14 protein-coding genes are annotated in these 13,059 nt (G+C 38.5%); 6 read left to right on the top strand and 8 right to left on the bottom strand.

The window, feature by feature from the left end; genetic code table 11:
- The first annotated feature begins 1 nt into the window (after nt 1).
- The 6 genes from E0W68_RS02385 to E0W68_RS02360 all read left to right on the top strand — a co-directional run bounded on the left by E0W68_RS02385 (nt 2) and on the right by E0W68_RS02360 (nt 3,974).
- Nucleotides 2-634 (top strand): LysE family translocator, encoded by a 633-nt coding sequence (locus tag E0W68_RS02385; RefSeq protein ID WP_135217796.1) that lies wholly within the window; start codon nt 2-4, stop codon nt 632-634.
- A gap of 13 nt (nt 635-647) precedes the next feature.
- The gene (locus tag E0W68_RS02380; RefSeq protein WP_135217795.1) at nt 648-983 is read left to right on the top strand and encodes an MGMT family protein; all 336 of its coding nucleotides are present in this window, start codon (nt 648-650) and stop codon (nt 981-983) included.
- A gap of 116 nt (nt 984-1,099) precedes the next feature.
- Nucleotides 1,100-2,230, top strand: a complete 1,131-nt coding sequence (locus E0W68_RS02375; protein ID WP_135217794.1) for an Mrp/NBP35 family ATP-binding protein — start codon at nt 1,100-1,102, stop codon at nt 2,228-2,230.
- A 1-nt stretch (nt 2,231) separates the two neighbouring features.
- Nucleotides 2,232-2,471, top strand: coding sequence for a NifU family protein (locus tag E0W68_RS02370; RefSeq protein ID WP_135217793.1), 240 nt, complete (start codon nt 2,232-2,234; stop codon nt 2,469-2,471).
- 116 nt (nt 2,472-2,587) lie between these two features.
- Nucleotides 2,588-3,640: an NAD(P)/FAD-dependent oxidoreductase gene (locus E0W68_RS02365; RefSeq protein WP_135217792.1), complete on the top strand. Its 1,053-nt coding sequence runs from the start codon at nt 2,588-2,590 to the stop codon at nt 3,638-3,640.
- Between the two features lies 1 nt (nt 3,641).
- On the top strand, nt 3,642-3,974 hold the full coding sequence (locus E0W68_RS02360) for a 2Fe-2S iron-sulfur cluster-binding family protein (protein WP_135217791.1): 333 nt from the start codon (nt 3,642-3,644) through the stop codon (nt 3,972-3,974).
- Between the two features lie 86 nt (nt 3,975-4,060).
- Here E0W68_RS02360 and E0W68_RS02355 read toward each other — a convergent pair whose 3' ends face one another.
- The 8 genes from E0W68_RS02355 to E0W68_RS02320 form a co-directional block, all read right to left on the bottom strand.
- On the bottom strand, nt 4,061-5,434 hold the full coding sequence (locus tag E0W68_RS02355) for a T9SS type A sorting domain-containing protein (RefSeq protein WP_135217790.1): 1,374 nt from the start codon (nt 5,432-5,434) through the stop codon (nt 4,061-4,063).
- Nucleotides 5,435-5,609: 175 nt separating this feature from the next.
- Nucleotides 5,610-6,290 (bottom strand): LytR/AlgR family response regulator transcription factor, encoded by a 681-nt coding sequence (locus tag E0W68_RS02350; RefSeq protein WP_135217789.1) that lies wholly within the window; start codon nt 6,288-6,290, stop codon nt 5,610-5,612.
- 186 nt (nt 6,291-6,476) lie between these two features.
- A complete protein-coding gene (locus E0W68_RS02345; protein WP_135217788.1) occupies nt 6,477-8,540 on the bottom strand; it encodes a T9SS type A sorting domain-containing protein in 2,064 nt (687 codons plus the stop codon).
- A 111-nt stretch (nt 8,541-8,651) separates the two neighbouring features.
- Nucleotides 8,652-9,437: a DUF3050 domain-containing protein gene (locus E0W68_RS02340; RefSeq protein ID WP_135217787.1), complete on the bottom strand. Its 786-nt coding sequence runs from the start codon at nt 9,435-9,437 to the stop codon at nt 8,652-8,654.
- Nucleotides 9,438-9,675: 238 nt separating this feature from the next.
- The gene (locus E0W68_RS02335) at nt 9,676-10,854 is read right to left on the bottom strand and encodes an acyl-CoA dehydrogenase family protein (protein ID WP_135217786.1); all 1,179 of its coding nucleotides are present in this window, start codon (nt 10,852-10,854) and stop codon (nt 9,676-9,678) included.
- A 102-nt stretch (nt 10,855-10,956) separates the two neighbouring features.
- Nucleotides 10,957-11,673, bottom strand: coding sequence for a tRNA1(Val) (adenine(37)-N6)-methyltransferase (locus tag E0W68_RS02330; RefSeq protein ID WP_135217785.1), 717 nt, complete (start codon nt 11,671-11,673; stop codon nt 10,957-10,959).
- Nucleotides 11,674-11,744: 71 nt separating this feature from the next.
- Nucleotides 11,745-12,275: a ribosome maturation factor RimM gene (rimM, locus tag E0W68_RS02325; RefSeq protein ID WP_135217784.1), complete on the bottom strand. Its 531-nt coding sequence runs from the start codon at nt 12,273-12,275 to the stop codon at nt 11,745-11,747.
- 14 nt (nt 12,276-12,289) lie between these two features.
- Nucleotides 12,290-12,847 carry a 30S ribosomal protein S16 gene (locus E0W68_RS02320; protein WP_135217783.1) on the bottom strand — a complete coding sequence of 186 codons (558 nt, stop codon included), beginning with the start codon at nt 12,845-12,847 and terminating at the stop codon, nt 12,290-12,292.
- Nucleotides 12,848-13,059: the final 212 nt, after the last annotated feature.

Below are 13,059 nucleotides of genomic sequence, written 5' to 3'. Positions count from 1 at the left end.
TATGGAGTTAGTCCTGCCCGTTGTATTAGGTATTGTTTTAGCTGCGGCAGGTATATCACTGCCCGGTCTTTTAAACATTACCGCTGCAAAAATCAGTCTTAACGAGGGCAGGCAAAGGGCAGTAATTTTTGCACTTGGAGCTACAAGCATCATTTTTGTGCAAACCTATATTGCCGTTTCTTTTGCAAAATTTATAAACAGCAGACCGGATATAATATACCTGCTCGAAGAAATGGGCTTGGGAATATTTGCTGTGCTTACCATTTATTTCCTGTTTTTTGCCAAAAAGCCAAAACCGAAAAACGGGGTTGCGGTAACCAGTCTTAAAAGCCGAAAAAGTAAATTTTTTCTCGGGGTCTTGCTTTCCGCATTAAACTTTTTTCCGGTGCCCTATTATGTGTTTATGAGCGTTACACTCTCTAAGCATGAATACTTTTATTTTAATCCCTTATTTATATTCCTGTTTGTTATGGGGGCAGTTATAGGCTCATTTTCTGTTTTTTATCTGTACATCATATCGTTTAAAAAATTTGAGCATAAAGCAGCTTTTTTTCTTTGTAACATTAATTACTTTATGGGAGGTATAACAGGAGTGGTGTGTATCATTACCATTATAAAAATGATGAGGAACTAAAAAAACTTCTGTCATGGCAAACAACGATAGTTTTTTTGAGCGGGTATATCAGGTAGTAAGGCAGGTGCCCTACGGCAGGGTAACAACCTATGGTGCTGTTGCAAAGTTTATAGGAGCAGGGCGGTCTGCCCGAATGGTAGGCTGGGCTATGAATGCCAGCCATGGTATTGACGATGTACCGGCACACAGAGTAGTAAACCGCGTTGGGCTGCTAACAGGCAAGCACCACTTTGAAGGCACAAGCCTCATGCAGCAGCTTCTTGAAAGCGAGGGTATAAAAGTAAAAGAAAACAAAATAATAGATTTTGAAAAACACCTTTGGGATCCTGCAAAAGAGTTAGATTTATAAAAAAATCAAGAGAGCTTTTAAGCAAATCAAAACTTTTAGATATCAGCTTTTCACACTATCTTTGTAATTTAAAAGCAACCTTATTTAAAAGGCTGAAAAACAAAGTAATAATACCTATGAAACTCGATAGAAAAGAAATACTGAAAGCTCTTGAAACCATAACATTAGCCGGAGAAGGCAAAAACATGGTAGATAGCGGAGCAGTACGCAATGTGCTTACCTTTGGCGACGAAGTTGTTGTAGAGCTGGTAATGCACAATCCGGCAATGCACATTCGTAAACGCGCGGAAGCCGATATTGTAAAAACCATACACGATACTATAGCTCCCGAAGCTAAGGTTAAAGTAAATATTAAGCTGGAGACTCCCGAAAAACCTGAAATAAAAGGTAAAGGAATACCCGGCATAAGCAATGTAATTGCCGTATCATCAGGCAAAGGAGGCGTGGGTAAATCTACCATTACCGCAAACCTTGCCGTAGCATTGGCAAAAATGGGCTTTAAAGTAGGCATACTCGATGCCGATATTTACGGACCCTCTATGCCCATAATGTTTGATGTGGAAAGAGAACGACCCATATCGGTAGAAGTAGATGGCAAGTCGAAAATGAAACCGATATTAAGCTATGGCGTCCAAATACTATCCATAGGCTTTTTTACCACCCCGGAGCAGGCTGTTATATGGAGAGGACCGATGGCATCTAAAGCATTGAACCAAATGATATTTGATGCCGACTGGGGAGAGCTTGATTTTATGTTGGTAGATCTCCCTCCCGGAACAGGAGATATTCACCTTTCAATAATGCAGTCGCTGCCCGTAACGGGAGCTGTGGTAGTAAGCACGCCACAGGCTGTTGCACTGGCAGATGCCAAAAAAGGTGTAGCAATGTTCCGTCAGGAGAGTATTAATGTACCGGTATTGGGTATTATAGAAAATATGGCTTATTTTACACCCGAAGAGCTACCTGATAATAAATACTATATCTTTGGTAAAGAAGGTGCAAGAAACTTAGCAGAAGATTTAGATGTACCTTTTCTTGGCGAAGTACCATTAGTACAAAGCATACGCGAGGCAGGCGATTACGGTCGTCCGGCAGCATTGCAAACAGCAACCCCGCTGGAAGCTGCTTTTGAAGAGCTGGCACGCTCTGTAGTACAGGAAACTGTGAACAGAAATGATAATTTACCGCCTACGGAGGCAATTAAAATAACAACAATGGCTGGCTGCTCAGCAGTTAAAAAGAAATAACATGACAACAGAAGAAATTAGACTGAACATAGAAAAGGCACTCGACGAGATTCGCCCTTTTCTTGAATCTGACGGCGGGAATATTTCATTAATAGCTATAGACGAAGATAAGCATGTAAAAGTGCGTCTTGAAGGGGCTTGTGTGGGCTGCAGTGTAAACCAGATGACTTTGAAAGCCGGCGTAGAAACAACGATTAAAAAATACGTTCCGCAAATAGAAACAGTAATAAATGTAGCATAACAGCTACAACAGCAGAATAATTTTTGTCAGGATATATTTGCTGACAATTATCATAGAAATAAAGAACAGTTTTAAGGAATTTTGTCCCTGAAACTGTTTTTTAACATACGAGAAAAATGATTACAACAGATATACTTATAATAGGCGCAGGCCCAACAGGGCTTTTTGCCGTTTTTGAAGCAGGACTATTAAAACTAAAATGCCATATTATAGACGCCTTGCCACAACAAGGCGGGCAACTTGCAGAATTATATCCTAAAAAACCAATATTCGACATACCCGGTTTTCCATCAGTAATGGCAGGTGAACTCGTGGATAACCTTATGGAACAGATAAAACAGTTCCAACCGGGTTTTACCCTTAACGAAAGAGCCGAAACAATAGACAAGTTGGAAGACGGTACATTTATAGTTACTACCAATAAAGGAACAAAACACCACGCAAAAGCTGTGGCAATAGCCGGAGGGCTGGGCAGTTTTGAACCCCGTAAACCGTTGATAGAGGGAATTACTTTTTATGAAGATAAAGGGATAGAGTATTTTGTGAAAGATCCTGAACTTTTTAGAAATAAAAGAATTGTAATTGCCGGAGGAGGCGACTCGGCATTAGACTGGAGTATTTTCCTTTCTGATGTTGCTTCAGAGGTGACACTGGTACACAGGAGAAATGAGTTTAGAGGTGCACTGGATTCTGTAGAGAAAGTGCAGGAATTAAAGAAATTAGGCAAAATAAACCTGATAACTCCTGCTGAGGTAACAGGTATTCGAGGTGCTGAACATGTGGAAGCTCTGGATATACAACAAGAGGGCGGACACAGAACTATAGAAACAGATTATTTTATACCGCTTTTCGGGCTTACGCCAAAACTTGGCCCTATTGCCGATTGGGGGTTGGAGATAGAAAAAAATGCCATTAAGGTTAATAATGCGTTGGATTATCAAACCAATATAGAGGGTATATATGCCATTGGCGATGTTAATACCTATCCCGGGAAATTAAAATTGATTTTATGCGGTTTTCACGAAGCTACCCTTATGTGCCAAAGTGTATATAACCGCCTTAATCCCGGTAAAAAATATGTGCTTAAATATACTACCGTGAGCGGTGTAGATGGTTTTGACGGTACGCGCAAAGAAGCCGAAAAACAGGTAGTAAAAGCAATAGAGTAATATGGCACAGGATATAACCATAAAAATAACCGACAGGGAAGGGGTAATGCACGAGGTGCAGGCGCCTACTGATATGGCTATGAATATTATGGAGCTTTGCCGATCTTATGAATTAGCACCCGAAGGCACTATAGGTATTTGCGGAGGTATGGCTATGTGTGCTTCCTGCCAGTGCTATGTACTGAATGATGTGCCTTTGCCGGATATGGAGGCAGATGAAGAGGCGATGCTCTCTGAAGCTTTTCATGTAAAACCCAATAGTAGGCTGGGATGCCAGATACCTATAACCGAAGCGTTGGACGGGCTTGAAATTGAGCTTGCTCCTGAATCATAAAAAAACAAAGCCCGCATTATTTACGGGCTTTGTTGATCATAAGAAAGCGGGGGCTTATTTCTTATGATTTATAAAAAAGGAAGGAATTACTTTTTAATGAATTTAAGCACTTTGGACTCGCTGCCTTTCTCGATACTTACAAAATAAATACCACTGCTGTAGGCTGATATATTTATGCTAAGGTTCGCCGCAGTATTTACTTTTGTGGCAGCCATAGTTTGCCCAAGACTATTGTAAATAATGTAACTATCGGGCAACTCATTATTTGTAGTTGCTATATTCAGTACCTCCTGTGCAGGGTTAGGGTACAGGTTAATGCCGTTTAATAATTCAAAATCTTCTCTTCCGGCTGTTACTTGACATACAGTCGATGTTTTTAAAGAAGCTCTTCGAGGAGAGTTTTCCATTACGGCAAGTATTCTTTCTTTTTGATCTTGCGTAAAAATATTCATACAAGCATCGTTAGTATAATCCATATAGTTTTCAATCATATCATAGCTTGTACAGCTATAATGAGATGAGCAAGAAGAGTTAGGTCCGTTTGAAGCCGGTGTATCATCACAATAATCACTATAGCTGCAAGAGTTATTATTGTAGCTGTTGCCCCAAATGTGCAATAACCCCAATGCATGCCCTATTTCATGGGTAGTGGTTCTTCCTTCATCGTAGGGGTAGGAGTAGTTTCCTTGCGGGTATATGTTAATAGAGCCGAAATATTCATAGCCAATAATAACACCATCGGTATCGGCACTGCCCTCGTTGTTATTTAGCCCGTCAAGACTTGATGCTGACGGAAATTGTGCATACCCTAATACACCCGAAAGGTCAGACCCGAAGTTGCACACCCAGATATTGAAATACTGTGCAGGATCCCAAATCGTAGAAGGTTTTAATGTGTTTTCAATATCACTTTCGCCCCAGCTTGCCTGTCCTAAATCAACCCTGTCAATGCCGTTTGTAGGCAAACCGTCGGGGTCTGTCTGTGCTAAACAAAATTCTATTTCAACGTCCGCACCAACATCATTTGTGTTATAGCCGGGAGTGCCCAGCATTCTTCTGTAATCTTGGTTAAGTACTGTAATTTGCGACTCTACCTGTTCATCGGCTATATTCTCGTTGTTACCTATAAAATCTCCGTTATGTATAACGTGTACTACAACGGGTATCGTTATTACTTGGGTTGTGTTTTGTGCCGAAGCATTACTTTTAGTTTTATTACTAAGTATTTTTTGTGCAATCCAGTTTTCAAATTCTTTATTGGTTGCTCTTTGCGGAAATTTTTCTTTCAAATATTCCTCATACTCGGTGGTAACACAACGTATGGTGCCTGTTTCACTGTTTATTGCAGCTTCGCTGATAGTTTTTCCAAATACTTTTGGTGATTGTTGTGCATTTACCGCAATAACTCCTAAAAGTAAGGATGCAGTGAAAAATAGTGTTTTTGTATTTATATATTTCATAGTAGTTAGGGGCGATTTAAGAAATAGCTATTAGTGAAACAGTTTTAAAATTAACATTAGTGGTATGCTCTTTTACACTCCAGATTTCTAATCTGTGAGTATAAAAGTATAAACATGTTATTTTTAATAAAAAAAATATAGGTAAATAACAGAATAACTGCGGTAAACAGAATTTCTATAGGTGTTTGTTGAGTTCTTCTTTAAAAACATCGCCTACGGGAATAACAAACTCTTCGATAGTGATTGTCTTATTCTGAACTGTTTTTATTTTACCAACAGGCACAATATAGGAGCGGTGCACACGAATAAAGGCAGTGGAAGGGAGTTTTTCTAATATACCTTTCATAGACAGGCGGGTAACAATGGCGTTTTTATCTTTCAGGTGTATTCGTATATAGTCGTCAAGCCCTTCTATAAGTAATATGTTATCATATTCTATTCGATGCAACTTATAATCTGCCCTAATCATGAGGTATTTATTTTCGGGGTCTGCAATTCTGAGCGATTTTTCTTTTTGTACTTTTTCTACCGCCGTTATGAAACGCTCATATGATATTGGTTTTAACAAGTAGTCGGTTGCATTAAGGTTAAAACCTTCTACAGCATATTCGCTATAGGCAGTAGTAAAAATTACCATTACATCGGTACTAAGCGACTTGTAAAAATCAATACCGTTTTTACCGGGCATTTGTATGTCCAGAAATAAAAGATCTACAGGGAACTTTCTTAAGTATTTTATTCCTTCTTCGGTTTTAGTAAAAGCCTTTTCCAGTACAATATTTTCTGTTTGCTCACAAAAATGTTCAATTACTTTTAGAGCAAGGGGTTCGTCGTCTATGGCAACAGCTTTTATCATTATGGTTATGGCGATTGATTTTTTGTAACAGGCTCCACAGCATCAAATATAAGCAATTATCTGCTTTTTTAATTATAGATTAACCCGCTTTTAGAAACACATAGCCCTGTAGTCCTATCGTTTATATCCTAAAAAAAATAGTCCTTACATTTTGCAAGGACTATTTTGTATAAAGAAGTTACCTGTTTAGTATTTTATAAATCGTAAAGTTGTTTCGGTACTGCCTTTATTAACTTTTATAAAGTACATACCATCAGCGTAGTTTGATATGTTAACATTCGTGTTGGCAGATGTAATTATACCATTGCCTACAAGTTGTCCTAAACTGTTATATATCGAATAGCTTTCCGGTAAAGAAGCACTTTCAGATACAGCAATATTAATTACACTGTTAGCAGGGTTAGGATATAGCTTTATTGTTTTTGCACTATTTACAGGGGTATTATCAGATAAAATTGTATTAATACCAAAAGGAGTTGTTTCACTGTCGGTAAAATCGCCGCCTTGTGCTATAATATCACCATTTGGGGTTGTTACGGTATAATAACCGTTTCCATACTCGCAGCATATTCCGTCTCCTTCAAAATCCAATATCGCGAAAGAATAGCATTGATTATTTTCAACATTTATAGTTTGTGTATATAATTGATTATTGCCATAAAATTCGGAGTTAAAAGGATCGTTTAAATTAATGTTACTAACAATAGGTTCATCATTACTATCCAGTAAAGCCCATACAGTTTCATCACCAAATCCATCAGTCATTACCGTTACTATTATTTGCTCAGTATCAAAGCTGTTGGCTATATCAAAACTACCCGTAGCTGTATTATTAGTGTTTATATCATCAGTAGTTTCATTTACGGCTGTTAACGTAGCGGTAAATGTATGCTGTCCCGAAGTAAGCGTATAGGCAGGCAGCTCTATAGTCACATCCTCATTATTGGCAAGGTTACCTTCCCAGTTATATTCAGCGGTCTCTTCGTTATCCATATTATAAGATATTGTAGCCGAAGTTATAGGGGCATTACCCGTATTGGTTAATATTACCGAAGGAGTAATAATGTTGTTACAGGCTGTGTTTTGTATGCCGTTCATGTCAAGCGAACCGTCAAGCTCATAAACCATACCGGGAACGCAACCTAAAGAGGTTATTAGTGACACTCTTCTGGGTGAATTAAGCAATACTGCTGCCATTCTGTCTTTCTGGTTTACAGTAAAGATGTTTTGACATACATCATCAGTATAATCCATATAATTTTCAATCATATCATTACCGGGAGATGACGGGCAAGAGTCCGTGCCGGAAGGACAACCTTGATTAGGTCCTGCTGCAACAGGGGTATCAGCACAAAAATCGTCCGCACTACAATCACCATCGCCCCAAATATGTCTTAGACCGAAAAAGTGTCCTATTTCATGAGATGAAGTACGACCTTTATCTCTGCCTTCGCTATCATAAGTTCCTTCAGGGTAAATATCGCTTGACCCAAAGTATCTGTGACCTACTACTACACCGTCTGTTTCTGCGGCATCAGCCTGACCGAGTCCGTCAATACCTTCAAGCCCGGAGTTGGTAGGAAACTGTGCATAGCCGGCAAGCTCGCCTCCAAAAACGTACATGTAATCTACTATCCAGATATTTAAATATTGTTCAGGATCCCATTGCGTTTGTGGCTTTAATGTCGATTCGATATCTTCTATATCCCATCCGTCATTTCCGCCAAGGTTATAACGCACTATACCGGTTGTTGCAATTCCGTCAGGGTCGCGTTGCGCCAGGCAAAACTCTATTTCCATGTCTGCCCCTACAGGGTTAGTATTGTATCCGGGAGTATTAATCTTTCTTCTGAAGTCTTGATTTAATACTGTAATTTGCGAAAGTATTTGTGCTGTTGCAAGGTTTTCATCAGTACCAATAGGATCTCCGTTGTGTATAACGTGTACTACAACAGGTATGGTTACAACAACATTGGTAGATGGCGGTGTTACCCCCGACGAAGCCAAGCGTTGTGTTTTTATAGCATTTACTTTTGGAGCAAGCCATTGCTCAAATTTTTCAGTTGTAGCGCGTTTAGGATACTTTTGTTGTAAAAGAGCTTCATACTCCGTTGTACCGCATCGTTTAACTTCGGTTATACCTTTACCGAATATTCGTGCTTTTTTGCCTTGCTTTTCCTGTGCATTACCGATAAATGCAAAAGTTAGGGCAATAAATGAAAATGCAGCCTTAGTTATAATTTTTTTCATTAGTCGTGATTAATAATTTTAATGCCCCGAAAGTAATCAATTATTTGATATTAGAAATAAAAAAAGCCCTGATTTATAAGGGCTTTTGCGTTAAATTTTTGCAGACTTTATTTATATAGAAGCCATGTCAAGGTGTAGTATATTTTCTTCAATCGCATTCCACAGACCTAATCGTTTCTCTAATGCCATTTTTGAAACCTCTTCTACCTCTGTCCATTTTTCCTCATCATTACCACAAAGCTCGGTAATCATTTTCATTGCCATAGGGCCATGTTCATCAGCATCAAGCTCTATATGCCTTTCAAAGTAGTATATCAGTTTGTCAAGATTGATTCCGGGAAAACTTTCCTGAAAATTCCTTATAATCTCGGTAAACATTTCCGGAATTAAATCCTCACGACCAAAGGTGAAGGCAGCAGCTATTTCATGGGGTTTGCCCTGCTCTATAATCCTGAAGGTAAAGTCAAGAAAAGCCTTAATATCCTCATGCAGGTTGCTCTGTTTTATGGATACAAAAATATTTTGTGTGGTTACTACATTATCCAAAAAATTTTTAATTTCCGATGTGTCAGCACCACAGGCTTCCATAGCCTCTATATACATTTCAAAGTGGCTCATTCTTTTACCTTCGGCATCAATATCGGTTTCTTCGCCAAGTACAATTTCGTTAATTAAATACCTTGTTTCTGCATTTCCTGTAGGCATCCATGGGGTAGTAGTACATGTAAGTTTCGTTTGCAACGCTTTTAGCAGCGACATAAAATCCCACACGGCATATACATGACCTTGCAGAAAACACTTTAGGTCATCCACAGTTTTCACTTTTGCGTAAAGTGAGTGTTGTAATAAGTCTTCTTTTTGTGGCAGAATGCTCTTGTTAATAGTTTCCGTATTCATCGCATTTATTTTTTACAAAATTAAAAAAGCTATCTTGTTAAAAGGCTGTTTTCATATTGTTTTTATCTATACAATAATAATGCCTGTTGTTTCCTGTATAATTGCTTTATCAATTATGCTATATAGTAAATAAACGTAAAAAATGTTGTTATTGGTTTACGATATTATAATTTTATTACAAAAAAAATCCCGACATGTTGTGTGTCGGGATTTACATTGTGGTTTATACAGTAAGATACTATTTAAAGGCGGCATGCCCGGTGATATCCATACCTGTTATAAGCAAGTGAATATCGTGAGTGCCTTCATAAGTAATAACACTTTCTAAATTCATCATGTGGCGCATTATAGAATATTCGCCCGTAATACCCATACCACCCAATATCTGGCGTGCTTCGCGAGCTATATTTATAGCCATATCCACATTGTTTCTTTTCGCCATAGATATTTGTGCCGTTGTAGCTTTACCTTCATTCCTTAATACACCCAGCCTCCAGGTAAGTAATTGTGCTTTGGTAATTTCGGTTATCATCTCGGCAAGTTTTTTCTGCTGTAACTGTGTAGCGGCAATAGGCTTATCAAACTGTATGCGCTCTTGTGCATAACGCAGTGCCGTGTCATAACAATCCATAGCAGCACCAATGGCTCCCCATGCAATACCGTAACGGGCAGAGTCCAGACAACCAAGCGGTGCTCCGAGACCTGATTTATTTGGTAATAGATTTTCTTTAGGAACTTTTACATTATCAAAAATAAGCTCTCCTGTAGCAGAAGCTCTTAACGACCATTTATTATGAGTTTCAGGTGTTGTAAAGCCTTCCATGCCACGCTCTACAATAAGCCCGTATATTCTGCCTTCTTCATTTTTTGCCCATACTACGGCAATATCTGCAAATGGGGCATTGCTTATCCACATTTTAGCACCATTAAGCAGGTAATGGTCGCCCATGTCTTTAAAGTTGGTAACCATACCACCGGGATTTGACCCATAATCAGGCTCGGTAAGACCAAAGCAGCCCATAAATTCGCCCGAAGCCAGTTTTGGTAAATATTTCATGCGTTGCTCTTCATTACCATATTTCCAAATAGGATACATTACTAATGACGATTGTACCGATGCGGTAGAACGCACGCCACTGTCGCCTCGTTCTATTTCCTGCATAATAAGTCCGTAAGAAATTTGGTCAAGACCTGCTCCGCCATATTCTTCGGGTATGTATGGACCAAATGCACCAATATCGGCAAGTCCTTTGATTATTTGTGTTGGAAATTCAGCCTTTTGGGCATAATCTTCTATAATGGGAGAAACTTCACGCTTAACCCATTCGCGGGCAGCGTCGCGCACCATTTTGTGCTCATCAGTTAGTAACTCGTCTAAAAGGTAATAGTCAGGTGCCTGAAATAAGTCGGGTTTCATATTATTTTTGATTTTAGTAGCAACAAAAGTAAAGAAGAAAACTAACAAATCAATAAAAATTTGTTGTATTTTTTAGCAATAGTGTAAGAGGCGGGTATAAAACTACATCTTCAAGTAAAAATCTTTTGTTAAAGCAATATATTCGGGAGTGTACTGATGGCGAGCGGTTTCTATGATTAATTCATCTATAACAGGTTTTTCAGCAGCCTGTTTTTTAAAAGCTATGAGGCTGCGTTTAATTGCTGTTTCAGGCATGCCTTTTACACGAGTTATTCTGCACGGAAACAGCGAAAATTTATTAGCAATAGTAATAAAATTTTGCTCCTCTTTATAAGGTAGTATTACGGCAAAAATACCATGTGAATGCAATAGTAATGAAGCGGCTTCTGCGAGCTCTTCAAAAGGCATCGCATCAATAAATCTAGCTTTGTCTCTTTGCTTGTTTCCGGTAGTATAATCTTCGCTGTAAAAAGGAGGGTTCGACACTATCAAATCATATTCCTCATCCTGCATTTCTTCAACAAATTCATCCAGTCCTGCATGATAGCAAAAAAGTCTATCGCCCCAGGGACTGTTTTCAAAATTATCTACCGCCTGTTCATAAGCGTCATCATCAATTTCTAATGCGTCTATTTGCCCTGCATTACTGCGTTGTGCCAGCATAAGGGCAATAATACCTGTGCCTGCCCCAATGTCTAATATGCTTTCAGGATTATTTTCCAAAGTTGCCCATGCGCCAAGCAATACACCATCTGTCCCTACCTTCATAGCGCACTTATCTTGTTGGATGCTGAACTGTTTGAATTGGAAATTAGACATTTCAGATTATTAAATTTTTTGGAAGATTGTATTTTAGGATTACATAAACGTTAAAACCCTAAACTCAATAGCTATTCATTTAAATAAAGGTCAACAAGTCCTTCGGGAGTATTTAGGAGTACTTTTTTGTTTTCGCGATCTATTTTTACAATAAAATCGTCTATCATGGGTACTAATATTTCGATATCGCCTTTTTTTATTTCGAAAAGCGGTTGTGCCGAACTGTCGTTTATACCTGTAATATTACCGATGTTGCCTAAGCGCTCATCTTCGGCTATAAAACCAATAATTTCGTGAAAATAAAACTGGTTTCCTTCCAGTTTGGGTAATTGGGATAAAGGGAGATATAATTCACATCCCATTATTTTGTCGGCTTCCTCTTCGTTATCGATATCTTCAAAACGAACTCGTAAAAAGTCATTTTTATGCAAAGAACTGCTTACAATAAAAAATGGAACCAAGTGTTTGTCTATTTCAACAAACACTGATTCCATGTTTTCATACAATTCGGGTTCGTCTGTGTCTAAATAAGCCAGAACTTCGCCCTTGTAGCTGAATTTTTTAGCGATTTTACCTAAATAGAAGCAATCTTCTTTACGCATATCGCTAATTTAAATTAAGCTTGAGTTTCCTCGTTGTTCTCTTCTGTAGCTGTTGGTTCTTCAGCAGCAGCCTCTTCTTCTCCTTCAGCAGCTGGTGCTTCGGCAGCAATAGCGTCAGCTTCTGCTTGTTTGGCAGCAGCAATACGCTCTTCGTTAACTTTTTTCTCAGCAGCAAGTGCTTTTGCTTTTTCTTCAGCCTGTACATTAGTAAGACCTTCTTTCTTAGCATTTACCTTGGCTGCTTTCTCTTCCATCCATGCAGTAAGTTTAGCGTCAGCCTGTTCTTGTGTAATTGCGCCTTTACGTACACCGCCGTCAAGGTGATGTTTTAGTAGCGCGCCTTTGTAAGAAAGGATAGCTCTTGCAGTATCTGTAGGCTGTGCACCATTGTGTAACCACTGTACAGTAGTTTCAAGGTTTAAGTCTATAGTTGCAGGATTAGTGTTAGGGTTGTAAGTTCCTAATTTTTCAAGGAATTTACCATCTCTTTTAGAACGGCTGTCTGCCGCTACTACCCAGTAAAAAGGTTTACCTTTTTTACCGTGTCTTTGCAATCTGATTTTTACAGGCATAATCTTTAGATTAAATTTTGAGGTACCCGACCTCTGTTAATTAAGGCTGCAAATATAAGAAAGTTTATTATACTTGCGTTTTAAATGAAAGAATTTAATATTTTTTATGTTTTGAATATGCCTGATTATTAATTTTTGTTATGATTTCTATTATTTATATTAGGATATATTCCATAAAAAACTATTTTTGTCGTTGTAAAAATTTGGTTTAC

The sequence above is a fragment of the Flavobacterium salilacus subsp. salilacus genome (assembly GCF_004634195.1).
In the GTDB taxonomy this organism is placed as follows: Bacteria; Bacteroidota; Bacteroidia; order Flavobacteriales; family Flavobacteriaceae; genus Flavobacterium; species Flavobacterium salilacus.
The sequence above is the reverse complement of the archived record's forward strand: the minus strand, read 5'-3'. Positions and strand labels throughout refer to the sequence as shown.

Coding starts and splice junctions, on each gene's coding strand:
- E0W68_RS02345 (WP_135217788.1), bottom strand. CDS start 8,540: ATGAAAAAAATTATAACTAAGGCTGCATTTTCATTTATTGCCCTAACT.
- E0W68_RS02355 (WP_135217790.1), bottom strand. CDS start 5,434: ATGAAATATATAAATACAAAAACACTATTTTTCACTGCATCCTTACTT.
- E0W68_RS02375 (WP_135217794.1), top strand. CDS start 1,100: ATGAAACTCGATAGAAAAGAAATACTGAAAGCTCTTGAAACCATAACA.
- E0W68_RS02380 (WP_135217795.1), top strand. CDS start 648: ATGGCAAACAACGATAGTTTTTTTGAGCGGGTATATCAGGTAGTAAGG.
- E0W68_RS02370 (WP_135217793.1), top strand. CDS start 2,232: ATGACAACAGAAGAAATTAGACTGAACATAGAAAAGGCACTCGACGAG.
- E0W68_RS02330 (WP_135217785.1), bottom strand. CDS start 11,673: ATGTCTAATTTCCAATTCAAACAGTTCAGCATCCAACAAGATAAGTGC.
- E0W68_RS02340 (WP_135217787.1), bottom strand. CDS start 9,437: ATGAATACGGAAACTATTAACAAGAGCATTCTGCCACAAAAAGAAGAC.
- E0W68_RS02365 (WP_135217792.1), top strand. CDS start 2,588: ATGATTACAACAGATATACTTATAATAGGCGCAGGCCCAACAGGGCTT.
- E0W68_RS02385 (WP_135217796.1), top strand. CDS start 2: ATGGAGTTAGTCCTGCCCGTTGTATTAGGTATTGTTTTAGCTGCGGCA.
- E0W68_RS02320 (WP_135217783.1), bottom strand. CDS start 12,847: ATGCCTGTAAAAATCAGATTGCAAAGACACGGTAAAAAAGGTAAACCT.
- rimM (WP_135217784.1), bottom strand. CDS start 12,275: ATGCGTAAAGAAGATTGCTTCTATTTAGGTAAAATCGCTAAAAAATTC.
- E0W68_RS02350 (WP_135217789.1), bottom strand. CDS start 6,290: ATGATAAAAGCTGTTGCCATAGACGACGAACCCCTTGCTCTAAAAGTA.
- E0W68_RS02335 (WP_135217786.1), bottom strand. CDS start 10,854: ATGAAACCCGACTTATTTCAGGCACCTGACTATTACCTTTTAGACGAG.
- E0W68_RS02360 (WP_135217791.1), top strand. CDS start 3,642: ATGGCACAGGATATAACCATAAAAATAACCGACAGGGAAGGGGTAATG.